Annotated in this window: 16 protein-coding genes; 8 read left to right on the plus strand and 8 right to left on the minus strand. The window is 46.6% G+C overall.

What is annotated here, in order from left to right; all coding sequences use genetic code 11:
- Positions 1 to 26: 26 nt before the first annotated feature.
- Both cobQ and LEPBO_RS0117695 read right to left on the minus strand, forming a co-directional pair.
- Positions 27 to 1,496 (minus strand): cobyric acid synthase CobQ, encoded by a 1,470-nt coding sequence (cobQ, locus tag LEPBO_RS0117690; protein WP_017288898.1) that lies wholly within the window; start codon positions 1,494 to 1,496, stop codon positions 27 to 29.
- A 48-nt stretch (positions 1,497 to 1,544) separates the two neighbouring features.
- Positions 1,545 to 1,946 (minus strand): Npun_F0494 family protein, encoded by a 402-nt coding sequence (locus LEPBO_RS0117695; RefSeq protein ID WP_017288899.1) that lies wholly within the window; start codon positions 1,944 to 1,946, stop codon positions 1,545 to 1,547.
- A 387-nt stretch (positions 1,947 to 2,333) separates the two neighbouring features.
- Between LEPBO_RS0117695 and LEPBO_RS0117700 the strand changes: the two genes are divergently transcribed.
- Positions 2,334 to 3,041: a response regulator gene (locus LEPBO_RS0117700; protein WP_017288900.1), complete on the plus strand. Its 708-nt coding sequence runs from the start codon at positions 2,334 to 2,336 to the stop codon at positions 3,039 to 3,041.
- 62 nt (positions 3,042 to 3,103) lie between these two features.
- On the opposite strand, the gene LEPBO_RS0117705 is transcribed toward LEPBO_RS0117700, so the two are convergent.
- Positions 3,104 to 3,472 (minus strand): response regulator transcription factor, encoded by a 369-nt coding sequence (locus LEPBO_RS0117705; protein WP_036044694.1) that lies wholly within the window; start codon positions 3,470 to 3,472, stop codon positions 3,104 to 3,106.
- A 189-nt stretch (positions 3,473 to 3,661) separates the two neighbouring features.
- Here LEPBO_RS0117705 and LEPBO_RS0117710 point away from each other — a divergent pair, with 189 nt between their 5' ends.
- Together LEPBO_RS0117710 and LEPBO_RS37440 are read left to right on the plus strand one after the other, a co-directional pair.
- The gene (locus LEPBO_RS0117710) at positions 3,662 to 4,237 is read left to right on the plus strand and encodes an HdeD family acid-resistance protein (RefSeq protein ID WP_017288902.1); all 576 of its coding nucleotides are present in this window, start codon (positions 3,662 to 3,664) and stop codon (positions 4,235 to 4,237) included.
- 400 nt (positions 4,238 to 4,637) lie between these two features.
- Complete coding sequence (locus LEPBO_RS37440) at positions 4,638 to 7,415, plus strand: hypothetical protein (RefSeq protein ID WP_017288903.1); 2,778 nt, start codon at positions 4,638 to 4,640, stop codon at positions 7,413 to 7,415.
- Between the two features lie 301 nt (positions 7,416 to 7,716).
- On the opposite strand, the gene LEPBO_RS0117720 is transcribed toward LEPBO_RS37440, so the two are convergent.
- The 4 genes from LEPBO_RS0117720 to thrS form a co-directional block, all read right to left on the minus strand.
- Positions 7,717 to 8,169: a hypothetical protein gene (locus LEPBO_RS0117720; RefSeq protein ID WP_017288904.1), complete on the minus strand. Its 453-nt coding sequence runs from the start codon at positions 8,167 to 8,169 to the stop codon at positions 7,717 to 7,719.
- 98 nt (positions 8,170 to 8,267) lie between these two features.
- Positions 8,268 to 8,687 carry a hypothetical protein gene (locus LEPBO_RS0117725; protein ID WP_144056224.1) on the minus strand — a complete coding sequence of 140 codons (420 nt, stop codon included), beginning with the start codon at positions 8,685 to 8,687 and terminating at the stop codon, positions 8,268 to 8,270.
- A 279-nt stretch (positions 8,688 to 8,966) separates the two neighbouring features.
- Entirely contained in the window at positions 8,967 to 13,844 is a 4,878-nt protein-coding gene (locus LEPBO_RS40160; protein WP_017288906.1) for a DUF4347 domain-containing protein, read from the minus strand.
- A 188-nt stretch (positions 13,845 to 14,032) separates the two neighbouring features.
- A complete protein-coding gene (gene thrS / locus LEPBO_RS0117735; RefSeq protein WP_017288907.1) occupies positions 14,033 to 15,847 on the minus strand; it encodes a threonine--tRNA ligase in 1,815 nt (604 codons plus the stop codon).
- Positions 15,848 to 15,989: 142 nt separating this feature from the next.
- On the opposite strand from thrS, the gene LEPBO_RS0117740 reads away from it, so the two are divergent.
- The 4 genes from LEPBO_RS0117740 (at position 15,990) to LEPBO_RS0117755 (ending at position 18,771) form a co-directional block, all read left to right on the plus strand.
- On the plus strand, positions 15,990 to 16,307 hold the full coding sequence (locus LEPBO_RS0117740) for a DUF2605 domain-containing protein (protein WP_017288908.1): 318 nt from the start codon (positions 15,990 to 15,992) through the stop codon (positions 16,305 to 16,307).
- A 153-nt stretch (positions 16,308 to 16,460) separates the two neighbouring features.
- Complete coding sequence (locus LEPBO_RS0117745; protein WP_017288909.1) at positions 16,461 to 16,751, plus strand: DUF2973 domain-containing protein; 291 nt, start codon at positions 16,461 to 16,463, stop codon at positions 16,749 to 16,751.
- A gap of 78 nt (positions 16,752 to 16,829) precedes the next feature.
- Entirely contained in the window at positions 16,830 to 18,080 is a 1,251-nt protein-coding gene (locus tag LEPBO_RS0117750) for a YcjF family protein (RefSeq protein ID WP_036044697.1), read from the plus strand.
- An 88-nt stretch (positions 18,081 to 18,168) separates the two neighbouring features.
- Complete coding sequence (locus LEPBO_RS0117755; protein WP_017288911.1) at positions 18,169 to 18,771, plus strand: exopolysaccharide biosynthesis protein; 603 nt, start codon at positions 18,169 to 18,171, stop codon at positions 18,769 to 18,771.
- 156 nt (positions 18,772 to 18,927) lie between these two features.
- On the opposite strand, the gene speA is transcribed toward LEPBO_RS0117755, so the two are convergent.
- Positions 18,928 to 20,958, minus strand: coding sequence for a biosynthetic arginine decarboxylase (gene speA, locus LEPBO_RS0117760; RefSeq protein WP_017288912.1), 2,031 nt, complete (start codon positions 20,956 to 20,958; stop codon positions 18,928 to 18,930).
- A gap of 203 nt (positions 20,959 to 21,161) precedes the next feature.
- Between speA and ndk the strand changes: the two genes are divergently transcribed.
- The gene (gene ndk / locus LEPBO_RS0117765; RefSeq protein WP_017288913.1) at positions 21,162 to 21,611 is read left to right on the plus strand and encodes a nucleoside-diphosphate kinase; all 450 of its coding nucleotides are present in this window, start codon (positions 21,162 to 21,164) and stop codon (positions 21,609 to 21,611) included.
- The last annotated feature ends 66 nt before the right edge of the window (positions 21,612 to 21,677 follow it).

A 21,677-nucleotide genomic window follows, 5' to 3' on the forward strand; every position in this document is an offset into this window, starting at 1 on the left:
GAGTATCTGATGCGCTTGTTTTTTTTCTAGGGTAAAATCGGTTTCAAATTCAGATGCGGCTCGATCGCATCTGCCAATTGATCCAACATGATTTCCCGTTGTTCTCGATAGTTGGCAACCCCGGTCGGTAGCGATCGTAGTCCTCGCTGTTGCCGCAAACGATTTAACCAAGCCCGTCGCCACGGACCATTATCGAAAATTCCGTGCAAATACGTGCCCCAAACCGATTGAGACTCATCGACCACTCCCAAGTTTGGATCATCAAACAGCGCTTGTGTGCCTTCTTCTGATTCAATCAAGCGAGTTCGACCTTGATGAATCTCGTAGCCTGACACAGGCAAGCCGTCTTGAGGAAAATTCGAGGTGACATTCCGCTGACGCGCCACTTTCTGACCTGCAATCACCGTTTTCAGAGGAAGCAATCCTAAGCCGCGATATCGCCCTTCCTGCCCTTCAATGCCTTCCGGGTCAGCCAAAATCTTACCGAGCATTTGGAAACCGCCACAGATGCCAAGAACGGTTCCACCTGCTGCGACGTAGTTTTGGATCTCTTCTGCCATTCCAGTTTTATGCAGTGCGATCAGATCCGCGATCGTGGTTTTCGATCCTGGAATAATCACGGCATCCGGATGCCCTAACGATTGCTTAGGATGCAGATATTTCACATTCACTGAGGGTTCAGCTTCTAGGGGATCAAAATCCGTAAAATTGGAAATCCGCGGCAGACGAACGACCCCGATCGTTAAATCGCCTTTCGGGTTTGAGGAACTGCGATCGAACAAAGACAACGAATCTTCTGCCGGAAACACTTGATCCAGCCACGGAATCACCCCAATCACCGGAATCCCGGTCTTCTGCTCGAGCCACTCAATGCCCGAATCGAGCAGCGATCGCTGTCCGCGAAATTTATTAATGACAATGCCTTTAATCAAAGCTCGCTCATCTGGATCGAGTAATTCCAAAGTTCCAACCACATGCGCGAAGACTCCACCGCGATCGATATCGGCGACAAGAATCGTCGGTGCGTTTAAATGCTTCGCAACCCGCATATTCGTTAAGTCGCGGTGTTTGAGATTAATTTCAGCTGGACTCCCTGCCCCTTCACAGACGACGAGATCAAATTCTTCAGAGATGCGTCTGAGCGATTCTTCGATCGCCGTCCAGCCCGGTTCAAAAAACTGCTCATAATAATCTGCAGCCGTTGTCCGTCCAATCACTCGCCCTTTTAATACCACTTGCGAGGTCATATCGCCTTGCGGCTTCAAGAGAATTGGATTCATCTCAACCCAAGGCTGAATTCCCGCTGCCCAAGCCTGCACCGCTTGAGCATAGCCAATCTCACCGCCATTTGCCGTGACATAAGAATTGAGCGCCATGTTTTGTCCCTTGAAGGGAGCCACTCGAAACCCCTTGCGTGTGAGAATTCGGCACAAGGCTGTTGCGATCATTGATTTGCCTGCATGGGAAGTCGTTCCTACAACCATGACTGCTTTCATTGGGTCACCTCCGGGGAATGAATCGAGTATCGGGTCTAATTATGTGTTCTAAACGGGCAAGCGCAGCCAACGGTTTAACGTATTCAAAATGCGATCGCGCAAATTTGCCTTGCCAAACCCACCGACGGATTGCCATTGCGAGACCAGTTGCCGTCCTAGTGGAGTCAAGCGAAACCGATCCGTCAGTCCTTGCCCATCGACTTCCCGCCGCAGCAGTCCAACTTGAATCAGCCAGAGCATTTCACCATCCGCACTCAGTTCAGAAAGCATCCGCTTTGTCAATTGATTTCGAGTCCCAGGGATGCCAATCAAGGCACTGAGCGCAACACTTTGATCCAGCATCAAAGCATAGAGTTTGAGTCGAAAAGGCGCACACCGAACCGCACGAGCAGCACGATCGAGCGTTTTCTGAGGATGACGAAAGACAGGGTTAGGCGTAGTAGGGGTCATCAGGAATTATGACTAGGTTTGATAAAGCTTTGATGAACTGACAAAAGATTCAGCCTCTATTATTGACAGAAATATTGTTCATTTGCAGATTAGATGGCAGCGAAGTGAGAAAATCGTGCTATCTTTAGTAAATTTTCTCAGAGTTTAACGCCGAATCCGGGTAAAGTTGCAGTTTTTACTCAGTAATCTCAAGGATTCGATGTTAACTCAATGTTTCGATCGCTTCTCTCTCCAAGGGTAGAGCCTCGATTGCGGAGAGAGACCACTCAAGATAGATCCGGCACTTACTCTATACGCCTTAAGATTGCTTCACTGATAGAAATTCGTAGAATCCTCACAGTCTGTGATGTCCAATATACGATTAAGAAATGAGGCTTGGCGGTAGGTATGATTCGAGTCATTTTGATTGAAGACCACGATCTAACCCGTGTTGGGATTCGAGCCGCTCTGCAACAGCGCGAAGGGTTTGAGGTGATTGGTGATGCGCGGGATGCTAAGTCAGGCTTGAAGTTAGTCAAGACAGCCCAGCCTGATGTCGCGATCGTAGATATTGGCTTGCCTGACTTCACTGGCATTGAGCTGACTCAGCAATTTAAGCAAGCTCAAGCATCCGGCGAATGTCCAAATACTCGCATTCTGATCATGACGATGCAGGATAGCGAAGATACGGTCTTAGCTGCGTTTGCGGCAGGCGCGGATTCTTATTGTATGAAAGATGCCAGCATCGATAAGTTGGCGCAGGCGATTCAGACCACAGCCGGCGGCAATGCTTGGATTGATCCCGCGATCGCGCGCGTTGTTCTACATCAAACTCAAAAAGTTTATAGTTCAAATCAACATTCTCCCGAACCTGCCACGATTTCAATTAATCGTCTAGCAGACGAAGATCTAGTTCCTGCTTATCCACTCACTGAGCGAGAACTTGAAGTCCTCAAGCTGATTGTCGATGGCTGTAGTAATGCGCAAATTGCCGAAAAGCTCTATATCACTGTTGGAACAGTTAAAACCCATGTCCGCAACATTTTGAATAAGCTCTGTGCGGATGATCGTACCCAAGTTGCAGTGCGGGCACTGAGAACAGGTCTTGTTCAATAGTTCAATCCCTCTAGATGAATCGAATTACCGCTTAGAGACGTTTCGATGGAACGTCTCTTTCGCTATGCGGTTAAGGCATTAATCCGCTCTAGTAAAGTCAGAAAGTCAATGGGTTTCTGCACATATCCATTTGCTCCAGCATCTAATCCAGGCTGTACTTGGGTCTTATCATGAGCAGAAACTAATAAGATTGGTAAGGTGCAATTGCGCGATCGAATTCTCTCAGTCACTTCCAATCCATTCATGCCAGGCATCATGACATCTAGCAGAACTAGATCTGGGCAAGTTTGCTGAAGCTGCTGCAAAGCTGCAATTCCACTCTCTGCGACTTCAACTTCAAAGCCTTCTGCTTCTAAAAAGACCTGCAGCAGCAATAGATTGTCCAACACATCGTCAACTGCTAAGATTCGACGCACCTTACGTCTTAACACAGCCTGAGTCCTCACTTTACATTTTGTGCTTCTTGCTACCTATAGTTACTTTTATTTACTGACAATCAGTCATACTCTAGAGGGATTTCGAGAGAAATCTATCTTTCGATTTCACTCTCTGTCTTGAGGGGCTTATCAATCCGGGTCACGATTTTCTATTCTTACGGCTGTATAACCGGAGAAAAAATTATGACGACCGCGATTGAGACAAAAAGTAGAAACAGCGGACTTTGGATAGGCGTGTTACTCATTGCTTTGGGATTAGGTGCGATCGCTGCTCCAGTCTTTTCGACGATCGTGACTGAGACTTGGCTTGCTTTGATTGTGATTGCAGCCGGATTTACTAAGTTAGTTTATGCAATTCAAACGCGTGAACAAGGTGGGTTTATTTGGAAAATTCTCTTGAGTGCTTTGTACATTGCAACCGGGATTACGTTGCTGGTCGCGCCCTTGACGGGTGTTCTGACTTTGACGCTACTCCTAGGCGGATTCTTAGTCAGTGAAGGGACGTTTGAAACGATTTTAGCGTTCAAGCTGCGTGAGCAAAAGAATTGGTTCTGGTTACTCGGAAATGCGATCGTCACGTTGGGCTTAGGGATCTACATTCTGCTGCAATACCCGTTTGATGCACCTTGGCTCTTGGGAACCGTTGTGGGTGCGAGTGTTGCTGCGAGTGGTTTATCGCGAGTCATGTTCTCTTTGAATCCCCCAGTGCAGAATCCCCCAGTGCAACCGAGTGATGAAAGCTCAGCCACTTCTGTTTAAGCCAATTCGCTGAACAATCATTGATTCTGATTTTTGGAGCCGCCGATGTCTTGTAGATGTCGGCGGCTTCACTGTTTATACAGATAAGCAACGCTAAATCAGGAATAACTTTTATCAGCTTCTCAACAAACTAGCTTTAACAAGTATTAACACGCACAACAGCTAAATACTTTTTCACGAACGCAAATAAATTCCGTAGATGCTCCAGTTAACGAGATCTGAATGTACGGAGCACTATATGAATGGATTTCACATTTCAGTAAAGCTCAGTAAGTACCTACGTAAAATCTAGGAGCTTTCCGAGTTTTAACTTGAAACCTTCTGGGCTAAACTTCTCAGCCTTTTAGGTTATGGGGAATTGAGCGGATTTTTTTGTTCTCTCTGTTGATTGAATCAAGTTATGCAGCGCTATTCGTACTTTCTTTCTATATCCGTCAGCCTGCTGATCAATCTTCTCTCTCTAAAAAGCGCGATCGCTGCTTCCAATCTCAAAATCGATTTGACAAAGCCGATAGAAAGTACAGCCGAGACTCTATCGAATCTGCCCAAGGAGAACTTAGCACCAGACCCGGTAGTCATTGCCCAAACCATTAATCCAACACCTAGCGAGATCATTGTCCCGCTCCCCAAAGACCCAGATGCGCCAGAGATTCAGCAACCCGCTCAACCTCCAGAATCAAAACCTGCAGAACCGAAACCTCCAGAGCTTCCAAAACCTGCGATCGCCGATCCAGACGTTTCTAAAAAATTACTCGATGCGATTATCTTAAACGCGATCGGGAATAGCTCGAATCGCTTGCCCTGGGTGGTCAATCCAGCGAGTAACTTGCTGGAATCGACGACTTCATTTACCCCTGCAAAGACTGAAAACTATACAGACATTGATGCTCAATATCGCGATGATCAGCTTCTCATTAGAGAGTTTGACTTTGCACACTTTCCTAAACCTGACCAGTTTTACTGGGTCTTGCCGAAGAATCGAGTTGTGATCGAAACACGAGGTTGGCAAGCGGGAATTGACTATCAAGGGCAAGAAAGAATAGTTGAAATCGAGCAGCGTATTAAATTAACGCAAGCACTCTGGGGATTACAAGCTGTTTGGTCTTTGCCGCAGCCGTTTCGGGATTTGTACGGAAAGACGGATACGAGCCAGTTTACAATTCAAACGATTTCAGGTGAAATCAATAATCCACCCGGAGTGGCTGCTGCTCCGGTGGTCATTAACAATCCAACTTTAAGTCCGACAGCAGTTCGTATCGCCCCGCCGCCATCTCTCAGCAGTGGCTCTAGCAATACTTCCAACGGTGGAAGCTCACTGTTTCAGTTTTTAGAGCCAGAAAATGCTCCGTTGATTCTTCAGGCATACCCGACGAGTAATCTACAACCGCTCCTTGAAGCAGAAGGCTTATTCGTTGGGTCAAAAATCCCGCAATCGGCTCTAGAAGCTGCAAGAATTGGCTGGAAAAATCCGTTTACTGGAGAAGGGGAATCCACAGCTCCAATCATGAGTTCTCTGCCTGGAATCAAGATTGGACAGTTGGGAAAGTTTGACAATCTTGATTTACTCAATATTTTGGTCAATCCAAGCTTGAATTTAAGCGAACGCAATCTGGCTTATTTCAATTCCTTGTTCTGGATTCCATTGGGACAGAGATCTCCTCAAATTTTACGCACAAAAATTACTGAAGCTGACGATCGATTTTGGCATCGTTTGTCGCTGAATCAGCCTCACAATCGCACGTTGCTGCAATATGATGCAACTCGTCCTCAAGCGACCTATACGAATGTGTTTGCAAATCCTGGCTTTTCTATCTCTTTTTCCATGAAAAAGGGTCAGGTGAATGATCTGCAATCGTTGAATTCTAGCTTGGGCTTGTTGTTGGGGGGAGTCTTTAGCTTTGTTCGACCGAAAGAGCTAACCCAAAGCTTAGAAGAGAGCCGCGATCTCTACGATCGTCGTGAACCGTTTTCTGGCATTGTCACTCAAGCAACCTCGAACCAGAGAAGTGCGATCAACCAGCGTCTCAACCGTGGCTTGTACTATGCCAATACAACCAGCGGAATCAAACAGATTTCAGGAACGATCACGTTTCCGAGCACCATTACTCCGGGACACGCTGAGCTTTTTCAGATTCGGGTCGGAAATCAACGCCGACTTGCCCGCTTTTTGCAGACTGAAAGCACTTGGATTCCAGGAGAGACTTATTTTTCCCGATTAGAACTCTCTAATCGGGACTTTGGTCAATTATCTTTTATTGGTACGCCAGTGCCGTCGGGCTTAACTGGACTGACACCGAATCGATCGTCTGCAACACAAGTGGTGATTCAAGCTCCTGATGGTCAAGAGTTTGTGCAGGATTTCTCGTCGTCTTCGCCAGATTACACTGTTGTTCCGATTGGGATTCGATCGTCGGATATTGCGTTCGATCGCATTGAACTGAGTCAAATCGGGCGTAGCAAAACTCGCGTGAATCGATTTGAAGGATATCTCTTTTTGCCTGCTGTTGAAGCGATGTTGTCAGGGTCTTCAGGAAAATGGAACTATGCTGTCAATTCTGGCGTTTGGTTTAACCTGAATGGAGATGCTGCGTTTGATGTTGCTACGAACAATGTAGGCAATCCTGAGCCAACAGTTGGAATTTACTTAAACTCTTTAGTTAATCATATTGATACTCGCGTCATCAACGGTTCTAATGGGCAACCAAAAGCCGTCGTAAGTCTTGTTCCATCGTTACGGTTGTCTTGGAGCAGTGTGCCAAATTCTTCTAATCCAGCTTACCTAAACTTGAGCTATACCTATGCTCGACAGCAAGACGATCTGAACTACTCTCTCACACCAGGCTTTTTCTTGAGTTATAGTCGCGATCGCGTAGAGCCTGCTGGATTCTTTGAGGGACAACTTAGATTTAAGAGCGGTTTAGAATTTCGTTCTTCGCTCGAACTCAGTGATCAGTTTTTCTCTGGATTCGAGGCACTTCAACGCTTGAGTGTAATTTGGTCAGCAGGTTTATATATTCAAAATTATCGATCGACAGAAAGCCTGATCAGCCGAGAATCTGCCCTCTCTTATGGCATTATCTTGAGAAATCGTTCCAGTCGGGGCTTCGCTTGGCGATCGCGGTTAGGAATGAGTGGCGACAGTTTTGAAGTTCGCCTAGAAGGGGGATATCAGTTCTAGTCTGATTCCACGCACAGCCGAGAGACGAGTGATACATCTCTGCTCAATGAGCAAGCATCATACGGAAAAAGTAGAAAGCGATCGAATGGTTCTCAAGTTTTGAGTATCTTAGGTTCAAGACTATCAAGGCTAGGAGTAGTTTTGGACAACTACTCTATTTAGAACAATCACGTAGATTCAAGATGAGCAAGTAGATTTATAGACTTCCCAATTGACTTTTAGAGTAAATTCTAGCTAAGTGAACTCATAAAAAATCAGAGATGTAGTCATTACATCTCTGATCCATTCCAGACAATACTACTTAGTCAAATGGTGGAATTGGACCTGGTGGAGTCGGAGCCGGAGCACCAGTCGGATTAGACTCGAGACCATCCACACCAGCAGCAGCCTTCAGAATTGCAGCATAAGCATCCATTCCTGCCTCGGTTGTCACATCAAGACCAGTCAGAGTGTTAGCAACAACCTGCTCAAGCAAAGATGAACCACCAACAGTCGGCAGAGGGACAGCGGGTGCATCAATGCTTAACACTGGAGCCGTCGAATCTGCTGTACCTGCAACATCCAAAGAACCAGGGAAAAATACTCCTGCAGGTGCAACAATCTCACCAGAAATCGTGGTGGTGAAACCAGCGGGAGATGTACGAGTGATTGCACCGCTCACCGATGCATTTTGTGCCGATGCAGGGGCAACAGCTACCGCTACTAAACCAGCTAGACCCACTAAAACAGATGCAGAACGAGATAAGAAGCTCATCGTTTTTACTCCTCTAACTTTTACAGATCTTTAAACGGCTCCTAGTCCTATCACCAAGGGTTCTAGAAGTATCGATAAGACTAGAGCCGGAGCCAGAACTAGTCTAAAAAGCCAGTGGGATTCGATTCGAGACCATCCACACCAGCAGCAGCCTTCAGAATTGCAGCATAAGCATCCATTCCTGCCTCGGTTGTCACATCAAGACCAGTCAGAGTGTTAGCAACAACTTGCTCAAGCACAGATGAAGAACCAACCGTCGGTAGAAATGTAGTGGGTGCATCAACGCTTAACACTGGAGCCGTCGAATCAGCAGTACCCGTGACATCCAAAGAGCCGCTAAAGTACACTCCTGCAGGTGCAACAATCTCACCAGAAATCGTGGTGGTGAAACCAGCGGGAGATGTACGAGTGATTGCACCGCTCACCGATGCATTTTGTGCTGATGCAGGTGCAGCAGCTACCGCTACTAAACCAGCTAAGCCCACTAAAACAGATGCAGAACGAGATAAGAAGCTCATCGTCATTACTCCTCTAACTTTTACAGATCAACTTTGTGCTTCACGCAAAGTTTGTATGGCCTTATTATTGAGCAAGGAACAATGAATCTATATAGCAAACTTACGTAAGTTAGACAGATACTAACTATGCTTAGCTTTATAAGTTAAGAGTAAATACACAATTTTTGTACAGGAAAAGTAGGGTGATTTCCAGATAGTAACTCGCTCTTAAAATGCAAGAGCGAGATGAGTTGATTCATCCCGCTCAAGTGCAATGAGAATGAGTTCAAATATGGTTGTCTAAGCAAAGAAGAAGGCTGCTTGATTCCCGATTGCTAGGTTCTGGCTAATATTGCTCGAAGTAAAGCCAGTTGTATTCATTAGAACCATCAATTGTGTTCCCTTGCCAAATCCCAAAGATTGATTTTGCAAGTAAAGGGATGTTGTAGCTCCATTATCTACTACATCGATATTGATCGCGCTATCAATTCTGAGTTGGTCACCACCGACTCCTCGCCGGAAATTAGTCACCGTATCCCGACCATCTCCCGCAGCATAGATCACAAGATCGATCGCTTGATCTAAACCTAAATCGATCGTGTCGTTGCCCAGTCCTCCAATGAGAATGTCCGCTCCAGCATTACCTCGCAAGTTGTCTGCGCCTGCTAAGCCGATCAACGTATTGTTCTCGTTATTGCCGAAAATTTGGTTGTTGAGAGCGTTACCCGTACCGTTTTGAGCATTTCCAGTCAGGGTCAGATTCTCAACGTTATCGCTCAAAATCCAATTGACTGAAGCGTTAACAGAATCAATTCCTTGATTCAAAGCTTCGACGATGACATCAGCAAGATTATCAACCACATAAGTATCGTCGCCAAGTCCTCCGATAAGTGTATCTGCTCCTAAACTTCCATCGAGCCTGTCATTTCCTGCGCCTCCGGTTAAGCGGTTATTTCCAGCATTTCCAACCAAAATATTTGCAAGATCATTTCCAGTTCCATCGATCGCAGCCGAACCCGTTAAAGTTAGATTTTCGACATGAGAAGAGAGCGTATAACTCACAGAGGAAATCACTGAGTCAACCCCTTGGTTTGCGAGTTCGGTAATCGTATCGCTAGCAGACTGGATGAGATAAGTGTCATTGCCAAAGCCACCAATCAGGGTATTCGTGCCACCTCCACCACTGAGGGTATCATTGCCAGAGCTACCATTGAGGATGTCATTACCAGAGCCACCCCAAACTGAGTCAGCACCACCACTTCCAGAGAACGTAATTGCACCTGCATATCCTGAAAAATCGAATTCTTCAAAGTTGCGAATCACTAATCCTGAAACATTCGTAATTTGTGAGTTGAAGTTGGTCACGTCTACTGTAATCGCCATAGTTCCATTGTTTAGAACAAAGCGATCTCTGCCATCACTCCCATTAAACTGATCGTTTTGCTGCACTTGAGCATAGTCAACCGTCACTCGATCGTCACTGTACCCACCAATAAACCAATCGCGTGCATTACTTCCAGCGAATGCGATCGCGCCAATATACTGACTAAAATCAAACTCTTCAAAATTTTGAACAGTTAGCCCTGCAACGCCGCTGATTTGATTACTGGTATCTGCTGGATTGACTGTAAGAGCCACATTCCCAAAACTGAGAACAAAGCGATCGTTACCGCTACCACCGTCTACTCGATCGTTTTGCAATACCTGCTCGTATAGAGCACTAACAGTGTCATTCCCTCCCCCCGCATTCAGCTGATCTGTTCTCAATGTCAGTGTGAAGGTTTCATCAGCATTCGTTCCATTGATGTTGTTTCCAACATTGACAACGATCGATTGACTGACCTGAAGCGCTGTAGTACCACTGTCGCCATTGCCATTGTCATTGACTGTAACTGAAATCGTATCGCCTGTAGCAGCAGTACTCCGATAGGATAGAGATGCAAGTGCTGTATTTAGATTGTCGAGGCTACCCTGGATCTGAAAACTCTGATCGTCGCTTCCATCACCTGTGATGAATGAAATTCCATTGACGACACCAAGTGAGAGTGTTCCGGTTCCAGCAGAGAGCGTCACTGTAAGAGGAATCGCATTATTTGCATCGACATCGTTGATACTAATGCCAGAAATTGCCGTTGAACTATTCTCAGCAACGTTCTGCGTTCCAGGAATACTGAGAAGTGGAGCATCATTGACCGCAGTGATACTCAGGGTTGTCGTAGCAGGTGTACTTGTTTGCGTACCATCTAATAAGACGAATTGAATTTGGCGATTCGTCGTGTTGGGATTGTCGCTGAGGTTACGGTAGGTAATCGATTTCAGCGCAGCTTCGTAGTTTGCGATCGAGGTTGTTCCAGTGAGTGTAAGAACACCATTGTTGAAGCTGCCTGTGATGCCGTTTTGGTTAACAAAGAGAAGCTCGTCCTGTGCTGCGACAAAATTCGCGATCGTAATAATCGCTCCAGTCATATTAGAGTTGGAACTCGTTATTGTAAGACCAGAGCTAGCTAGGGTTGCAGTGCCGTTTTCGGTAAAACTTGTCGCAAAATTGATCCCTGGATTTGCGCCATTGAGATCGAGCGCAATCGGTGGTCTGAGTTCAATCGATCGATTGACCTGAATTGGAGTGATTCCGTTATCTCCATTTCCGTTATCGTTGACTGTAATGGAGAATGTATCAGTCGAGCTACCATTAGCACGGTAGGATAGAGATGCAAGTGCTGTATTCAGATCACTGAGACTGCCGCGAATCTCAAAGCTCTGATCGTCGCTGCCATCACCTGAGACAAAAGTAATTCCAGTGACTGTACCGAGTGAAATAGTTCCAGTTCCAACAGAGACAATCACATTTAGAGGAATCGCATTGTTAGCATCAATATCATTAATACTAATGCCTGAAACGGGAGTTAATCCGCTAGGGATAAAGCCTTGACTGGTAGGAGCATTAAGAACTGGACTGTCGTTGAGTGCAGTAATGCTGACTGTTGTGGTTGCAACTGGGCTAGAGCGAGTGTCATCAAATAGGACAAACTGAATCTGACGATTTGTCGTATTGGGATTGTCGCTGAGGTTGCGGTAAGTAATCGATTTGAGCGCAGTTTGGTAATTCGCGATCGAGGTTGTTCCAGTCAGTGTAAGGACACCATTGGTAAAACTGCCTGTAATCCCATTTTGATTGGTAAATAGCAGCTCGTCTTCTGCAACGAAATTGGCAATTGTAATCGTTGCTCGATCGATCTCAGTGTCAGAATTAGTAATTGCGAGGGCAGAACTGGTGAGAGTTAGTGGCGCACCATTTTCGGTAAAGCTTACAGCGAAGTTGCTGCCCGCAGATGCGCCGTTGAGATCAAGCGTGAGCGGAGTTGGAGGCTCTAGTTTCCATAAGCGATTGCTAGAGCTATCGGTTGCTGAGAAGTATAGTGTTCCGTTGACATTGATCAGATTGTCAACAGTAGAACCAGTAACACCTGCTCGAATGTTATTCACAAGCGATGCTTGACCCGTTATTGGGTCAACTTTCCAGAGTTCAAGCCCATTGATGCCATCGTTCGCCGAAAAATACAGCGTTCCATCTACATTCGTTAGAGATGCTGGATTAGAACTACCAGCCGTGTTGATATCTCTGACTAGTACTGCTTGACCATTCGCATCAACCTTCCAAAGTTCTCGTCCATTTGTACCGTCATCTGCTGTAAAGTACAATGTCCCATTGACGTTGACTAACTCAGTCGTCGCCGTTGTTGTAAGAGAAGAACCACTTGGATTGATATTTGCTACCATTGAAGCCTGACCCGTTATTGGGTCAACTTTCCAGAGTTCACGTCCGTTTAAACCATCGTCCGCTGTAAAGTACAGCGTTCCATTCACATTTGTGAGTTTTCCTGGTAGAGAACCTGTCGTTCCTGTTTGAATATCACTTACTAAAGATGCCTGTCCGTTCGTCGGATCAAACTTCCATAGTTCAGTTCCAGTTGCAGCGCTACCACTGGCTGAAAAGTAGAGAAGCCCGTTGACATTGGTTAGATTTGCAGGAGAAGAGCCTGCAATGCCTGATCGAACATTAGCAGCGAGTGAAGCAATGCCCGTAATTGGATCGACCTTCCACAGTTCAAGGCCATTTGTGCTGTCTGTTGCTGCGAAGTACAGCGTTCCATTCACATTAGTTAGAGAAGTAGGCGCAGAACCTGCACTTGTGACAAGTTTTGCTTGCCCATCGATGGGATCAACTTTCCACAGTTTGCGACCTGTACCGTCATTTGCAGAAAAGTACAGTGTTCCGTCCAGATTAATCAAGTCTTGGGGATCAGCATTGCCTGTATTAGGATTGATATCCAGAACTAACGATGTTGTATTCGTTGCGGGATCGAACTTCCAGAGTTCACGACTGTTTGTAGGAGTAGTTGCAGTAAAGTAAAGTACTCCGTTTACATTGGTAAGTCTCTCTGGTGCAGAAGATCCAGTGCCTGAAACAATGTCGCTTACCAGCGTTGCATTACCAGTTGTGGGATCAACTCTCCATAGTTCAGTGCCAGTGCCAGTGCCACTTGCAGCGAAGTACAGAACACCATCAACGTTGGCAAGCTGTCTTGGGGTGGTATATGTCGTTGCACCTATGACGCTAACAGGGAGATTGGTCAAAATCCCGCGATAGTTCGATCTCGCTTCCATCCCAAAAGCTAAGTCAGCCTGAATTTCCCCAGTTCTAACTTCTAACTCCCAATTCCCACCAAGTTCTGCACATCCTGTCTTGGTTGTAGAAGCTGCGATCGTGGCTCCTGTCAGTTCACTCATTTGTTGCAAAAGTGCCTCTGCACCTTGAGCGACTTCGCAACCATAAATTAAAATTTCTGCATCTGCGCTTAATGCTTCCGACCACTGCATCAGCGATCGCGCATAAATTCTCATCGTTTCAGCACTCAATTGTGCTGTGCCTATTAAAATCGCGCCAGGAGTTCCATGAGAGATGAGATGAATCGCTTTAATCTGCCTACGATTCTCTAACACTTCAGCGATCTGCACGATACCATCGCGATCGCCATCGAGCAAAATCACTTCAATCTGCGATCGCACTCCCGCAACGAGACTGGAAACCTCAGGAACAGACGGATCAACAAAGGCAATTTCAGCACGCTCGCAATGATTCAAAACAGCAGCGTCAAACTGGGGTGCAGAAGCAGACATTCTGGTGGACTCCTAACAGAACGTCTTTATCATTCCCGTCTGCGATCGCAACTTAAATAAGCTTATCTAGTGAAATTTCTCGAAGTCAGTAATAGAACTGAACAACGGCATCTCTTAAATTTGGAGATGCCGTTGCAACCGTGAAATCTCTGTGAAACTGCCAACATAAACTGGGCAGATTTTGCAGGCTAGAAATTCCCGTGAGTTGCGATCGCATGTTTAAGACGATCGATCACCTCACTGAGCGCAATTGCTCCTAATTCACCGGATGCACGCGTCCGAATATTCAACGCATTCGATTCGACCTCTTTCGCACCCACAACTGCCATCACCGGAATCTTTTCCTTCTCAGCATTGCGAATCAGTTTGCCCAATCGATCGCCGCTCGGCGCAACTTCCGCTCGAATTCCTGCAAGTTTCATTTGCTCGACAGCCTGCTTCGCAAATGGTAAAAATTCATCACTCACCGTGAGTAATCGAATCTGCTCAGGAGCCAGCCACACTGGGAAATCTCCCGCATACTCTTCGATCAGAATTCCGATCAATCGCTCTAACGAGCCAAACGGCGCACGATGAATCATTACAGGACGCTTACGGCTGCCGTCTTCTGCCACATATTCGAGATCAAAGCGTTCCGGTAAGTTGTAATCGACTTGCACCGTTCCAAGCTGCCATTCTCGATCGAGCGCATCACTAAAGATAAAGTCCAATTTCGGTCCATAAAATGCTGCCTCTCCAATGCCCTCAAAATAGTTCATGCCCATCGTTTCGACTGCACGGCGAATTGCACCTTGAGCTTTCTCCCACGCCTCATCAGACCCAATATATTTATCCGAGTCTGGATCACGGAAACTCAAACGAGCCTTAAAGTTTTTCAGTTGCAGACTCTTGAAGACCGATAAAATCAAATCCACAACACTGAGAAACTCCGCATCAAGCTGTTCAGGCGTGACAAACAAGTGAGAGTCATCGACTGTAAAGCCTCGTACTCTCGTTAATCCGCCAAGTTCACCTGACTGTTCATAGCGGTAGACTGTCCCAAATTCTGCTAATCGCATCGGCAGATCTCGATACGATCGCAGTTCACTCTTATAGATCTGGATGTGGAACGGACAGTTCATCGGCTTCATCACAAAGCCCTGTTCTTCGGTTCGAGCTTTGTCATCTTCCGCCATCATGGGGAACATATCTTCGCTGTACTTCTGCCAGTGACCTGAAGTTTTAAACAGATCCACTTTGGCAATATGTGGCGTAACGACAGGCAGATAACCGCGTCTGGTCTGCTCTTGTTTGAGAAAGTCTTCTAGGGTTGATCTCAGAATCGTTCCTTTGGGTGTCCACAGAGGTAATCCTGGTCCCACTAAATCCGAGAAAATAAACAATCCTAACTCTTTACCCAATTTTCGATGATCGCGCTTCATCGCTTCTTCTTTGCGGCGCTTGTATTCAGCTAACTGTTCAGGCGTTTCCCAAGCTGTGCCGTAAATGCGTTGAAGCTGAGCTTTAGTTTCATCTCCGCGCCAATATGCACCCGCAACGGATTCAAGCTCGATCGCGTCTGGATTTAATTCTTCGGTCGTTTCTACGTGCGGGCCTGCACACAAATCCCACCACTGATCGCCTAAGTGATAAATCGTGATCGGCTCTTGTTTGATATCGTCGAGAATCTCTAGCTTGTAAGGCTCATTCAGCGCTTGAATGCGGCTTTTTGCCTCTTCGCGGCTCACTTCTTCACGAATCACAGGCAATTTGCGCCGAATGATCTTCGCCATCTCTTTCTTGATCGCTTTGAGATCCTTTTCAGTAAAAGGCTCTGGGTTATCAAAATCGTAGTAAAACCCATTCTCAATCCAAGGCCCGATCGTCACCTGTGCTTTCGGAAAGAGCTTCTGAACCGCCATTGCCAATACGTGCGAAGTCGTATGGCGAATTTTCTTCAACGCTTCAGATTCGCTGGTTTTGGGCAAATAAATTTTTTCCGGCTGGTTTGAATCGGCAGACATGGGACGAAGGCTAATAAAATCACCCATATATCTTACCGACCTCCCGGTAATTCGGGGTTGAATCTGCAAACTTTCAAGCTAAAATAGAAATGTTACGAAATGTAACGACTATTAGGATTTGCTAACGCGATCGGTTTTCAAAATGTTTAATCCCAATCACCCCGACTCCGACTTATTCAAAACCATCTTAGAACCGCTGCTCGACGACTTCGAGTACTGGTTTTCGCGCTCTCGCAGCCTGTTGGAAGAGCAGCACATTCCATTTCTCTCTGCAGACGAGCAGAAAGACCTCTTGCAGCGCGTGATGACCAGTCAGCAGGAAGTGAGCACGGTTCAGGCGTTGCTGAAAGCCACAGGGGGTCAGGCGGGAGTCGATTCATCCGTCTTAGTCACGTGGCATCATCTAGTGAGCGAATGTTGGCAAGTCAGTCTCAAACTGCGATCGCAGCAATCGAGTTGAGTTTTGCAAACTCTCTCTTTTTTGGGATACCAGGAATCAGAAAAATCTGAGAAACTGTTAGATAATTAGAAAACGATTTTTCATAATTGCAAACCGGGAGCCGCAGCGCTTCCGGTAAATTCTCTTTTGTCAATCTCTATTGGCGCGAGGCGTATGATTCTGCACCTACTTTATATTCTGGCTTTCACAGCATTGGCTTTCTTGGCAGTTGGCAATTTAATCCGGAATTTAATGACGTTGGGGGTTGAGTCGCAGCGTCAGTATCCTCCCGTCAAACAGAATCGTCCGACCCCTCATCCAGAGCTACTCGATGAGCATGGTCGCATGATTGACGAACCGCTGCTGGTCATGCGATCGATGAGTGTGGAAGATGCCCGTGAACAGCTAGATGCCATCTATAAGTCCTCGCCAGGGGGGGAATCCGCACAGTCGGGTGACGAATAGCTAAATTGAGAAACGCCATAATTATCAGTAAAGGTGCGGTTACGGTCGCGCCTTTTCTATTCTGATGAGGAAGGAGCGATGAAGTGGGATAGTTCCTGGTTGAATCAAATTCGGGATGGGATGGCAGAAGCCACGAAGCGCGTCTCGATTGAACCTATGGCAAAGACGCTACAGAATTGGTTCAAGGTCGATGAAGCAGAAGTCGAAGAGATTTTGAAGAAAGTCAGATCGGAACTACCGACGACTGAAGCATTGCTGGTCGGCAAACCGCAATCAGGAAAATCTTCGATCGTTCGTGGTTTAACCGGCGTTTCGGCTGAAATCATTGGTCAAGGCTTTCGTCCGCATACCCAGTACACTCAACAATATTGCTATCCCACTGAGGATTTACCACTTGTCATTTTTACAGATACGGTCGGCTTGGGAGATGGAACGCAAGCAACATCGGAAGTGATTCGCGAATTAGTGGGCGAATTGCAGTCGAGTGAATCTGAGACGAATGCCAAAATTTTACTGCTCACTGTTAAAATCAGTGATTTTGCAACGGATACGCTCAAACAGATTGCAGGTCGGATTCGGCAAAAACGCCCAGAAGTGCCTGTCTTACTGGTTGTCACTTGTCTGCATGAACTCTATCCACCGGATGTGAGCGATCATCCTGAGTATCCACCAAATTTGGCAGAAGTCGATCGTGCGTTTACGCGCATTCAAGAAGACTTTAAGGGCTTGTTCGACCGTGCCGTTTTGATCGATTTTACGTTGGAGGAAGATGAGTTTCATCCAACCTTTTATGGATTAGAGCCTTTGATGGATACGATCGCAGAATTGCTGCCGGAGGCTGAAGCAAGAACCATTTCGCAACTGTTAAGCGATCGAGATGCAGGGCAGCAAATTAGCGGTTTGTATCGAGATGCTGCGCGACGTTATATCTTGCCGTTTTCCGTAATGGCAGGGGCAGCAGCAGCGATTCCTTTACCGTTAGCCACAATGCCCGTGTTGACTGCGCTACAAGTTTCGATGGTGGGAGCATTGGGACAGTTGTATGGACAGACGTTAAGCCCTTCACAGGCAGGTGGGGTCGTTAGTGCGATCGCGGGTGGATTTGTAGCACAAGCGATCGGGCGCGAATTGATTAAATTTGTGCCGGGGTTTGGCAGTGTGATTGCGGCTTCGTGGGCGAGTGCCTATACTTGGGCATTAGGCGAAGCAGCATGTGTGTATTTTGGGGATTTGATGGGTGGTAAAACGCCTGATCCGAAAAGGATTCAAGCTGCGATGCGGGAAGCTTTCAGCGATGCGAGACATCGATTTAAGACATCGAAGGGATAAGTCAAGTGAGTTAAAGATCAGTAGTTTGCAGGCGTTCGACTTCTGAAAGTCTCGGTTAGAATTTTCGTATCTGTCACGTTATCGACGAATGCATCTTCGCTTCTCGCAAGACATTGAATCTCTAATCAAGCGGCTATCCGAAGAACCGTTAACGATCGCGGCTATTCTCTCCGAAACTTCAGAACGCGGATTTGGTCTCGTCATTGGACTAATGGTGATTCCTTTTCTCTTTCCTGTGCCGCCCGGGCTAACGGGAATTCCGGGTACGGCTTGTGTTTTGCTAGGTGTTCAAATGGCATTAGGAAGGCGTACCCCTTGGTTGCCCAAAAAAGTCGCCCGGTTTCGATTTCCGACGAGCTTTGCTAAACAGCTATTGCAGAATGTGCGACGAGTCACGCGCATTTTAGAGAAAATTACTCGTCCTCGGATGCGTCGAATTGCCGCGAATCCAAAAATTTGGCAATTCAATGGAATGTGCATCACTTGGCTTTCTATCTTGTTAATTGCACCGATTCCTTTGACGAATCCATTTCCCACGATCGGGATCTTACTCCTCGTCGTCGCGATGCTCGAATCAGATGGATTATTAATGTGCGTGGCTTATGGACTGACGACTGTGATTACAGGAATTTGTGCCACGATCGTTTACTTACTTTGGCGATCGCCAGAATTCATTCAGCAATGGCTATAAATTCAGCTTCAAGCAATGTTGATCATTGAGGTGTAGAGGGTTGAGAGCTAGACAGTCTAGCACTGGAGAATTGAGAGTCCAACACAGTCACTCTCACCCTCTACTCGTATCAGCAAAGCTAGTAAAATTCATCCTTCCAGATGAAACGACCAGAAGCTAAGATACGAGGTAAGTGTAGCCGCTTAAACTGCGTTCATAGTTCTGAAGCAGCAATTGTGACTCTTGCAAGGTAATTCGATTGTCTGCTAATGCGAGTTCAGTCTGAAGTCGAATACTTTCGATCATGTCTTCAGGATCATATTGCACATAACCCAGCACTTCTTTCATCGTGTCGCCGCGTACCACATGCTGAATTTGGTAGCCTTTGGGCGTGAGTTGGATGTGAACAGTGTTTGTGTCACCAAACAAGTTGTGCAAGTTGCCCATAATCTCTTGGTACGCTCCATTCAGGAACATGCCTAAGTAGTAAGGTTCACCAGGCTTTAAAGTATGCAACTCTAGCACAGGTTTCACATCCCGCAGATCAATAAATTGATCAATCTTGCCATCACTGTCACAGGTGAGATCGGCGAGCGTTACACGGCGCGTCGGTTCCTCGTTCAAGCGATGAATCGGCATGATCGGGAAGAGTTGATCGATCGCCCAACTATCGGGAGCCGATTGGAAGACTGAGAGATTCATGTAGTACATGGATGCCATGATCTGCTCTAGGTCTGCAAGATCGTCAGGGATATAGTCAAGCTGTCGCGAAAAAGTAACAATCTTATGGCAGCACGACCAATACAAACGCTCGGCTCTAGCGCGTTCAGTCAGGCTCAGATAACCGAATCCAAACAGATTCACGGCTTCGTCTTTGAACTGAGTGGCATCGTGATACATCTCTAAGAAATTATCAGAGTTGATCGACGTATAAGTTTCGTAGAGATTTTGCACGATCACATGCTCATTCTCCTTGGCAGGTTCTGGAATCTCAGACGAGACATCGCTCGTTCCCAGAATGTTGAAGACTAAAACGGATTGATGCGATGCGATCGCTCTGCCACTTTCGCTAATCAAAGTCGGAACGGGAAGATTCGCGATCGTACAAGCATCTTTCACGGCCGCCACGACATCATTGGCATAGTTTTGAGTCGTGTAATTTTTGGATGCATGGAAATTCGTTTGCGACCCGTCATAGTCCACACCCAATCCACCCCCAACATCCATGTATTGCATGTTGGCTCCCAGTTTGCAGAGTTCCACATAAATTTGACTCGCTTCTCGCATCGCTTCTTTCAAGACGCTAATCGCTGAGATTTGAGAGCCAATGTGAAAATGCAGCAGTTGCAGGCAGCCAAGCATATCGGCTTCTTTTAACCGATTGACGGCATGAATAATTTCAGGAATGGTTAAGCCAAACTTAGCGCGATCACCTGCCGAAGTGCCCCAACGCCCAATCCCTTTGGCATTCAACTTGGCACGCACGCCCAAAATCGGTTCGACTCCAAGTTTTTTGCTCGCTTCGATCGCAAATTCAACTTCTTCGACTTGTTCAAGCACAATGATTGGCGTTTGTCCCAATCGTCGCGCCAACATTGCGGTTTCAATGTATTCGCGATCTTTATAGCCATTGCAAATGAGCAGCGCTCCCGGCGTTTTGAGCGATGCTAATGCAATCATCAGTTCAGGCTTTGATCCAGCTTCTAATCCAAACTGATGCGGTTGTCCGAATCGCACCAGATCTTCGACCAAATGGCGTTGTTGATTGCATTTCACAGGAAACACGCCCCGGTAGACACCGGGATAGCTGTATCGTGCGATCGCTTTCGCAAATGCCGAATTAATCCGCTCAATTCGATCTTCCAAAATGTCTGAAAATCGAATCAGCAAAGGCAAGCCTAGATTTCGCTGTTTCAATGCGTTGACCAAATCGAACAAGTCTAACGATCCGCCACGATTCCCTTTCGGCGAGACGGTGACGTGTCCTGCTGCGTTAATTGAGAAATACGGATCGCCCCATCCTTGAATGCGATAAAGCTCTTCGCTATCTTCGATCGTCCATTGTTTCTTCGGTTGAGGCGGTTCAACGGGGCGCGATTTACCGTTCGATTTGCCGTTCGGCTTGCCCTTTGAGTGATTGCTTGACGCTTCCAACTTCTCTTCAGGCTGTAGATTTTCCGGTTTGGCAGTAGCTGCGCGCTCTCCCATCGTGGCTGCTCCTCACTTTGCGATTCTTAAGCATTCAGTGTATCGCGGAGTTTACGAAATCGAGGTCTTTCGCACTACGTAATTTGGGGAGTGGGGGGAGTGGGGAGATTGACTCCTACTCCCTACTTCCCAATTTCATCCCAAACCCCCAATCTGGGCTAATCTAGGTTTGGTAAATTTCATGTCATTCTTGGGAGTCCAGCTTGGAACGCACATTTTTAGCCATTAAGCCTGATGGCGTACAACGTAAATTGGTTGGTGAAATCATTCGCCGCTTTGAAACAAAGGGCTTTACTCTCGTCGGATTGAAATTCATGAACGTTAGCCGTGAGTTGGCGGAGAGCCATTACGGTGTTCACCGTGAGCGTCCGTTTTTCGGCAGCTTGGTGGAATTTATTACATCCGGCCCTGTGGTCGCGATGGTTTGGGAAGGTGACGGTGTGATTGCAGGCGCACGGAAAGTCATTGGTGCGACAAATCCGCTGACGGCTGAACCTGGCACGATTCGGGGAGACTTTGGTGCAAACATTGGACGGAATTTGATTCACGGTTCAGATGCACCCGAAACGGCTCAAAGCGAAATTGCGCTGTGGTTCAAAGACGAAGAATTAGTGAATTGGTCGCCGACGATCATCGGTTGGATTCACGAATAATCTCGGCTTGACTTGAGAAGTCCAACTTTTTGAACAAGTTGGACTTCTGTAGATTTTGACGATCGC

Source organism: Leptolyngbya boryana PCC 6306 (assembly GCF_000353285.1).
GTDB classification, from domain to species: Bacteria; Cyanobacteriota; Cyanobacteriia; order Leptolyngbyales; family Leptolyngbyaceae; genus Leptolyngbya; species Leptolyngbya boryana.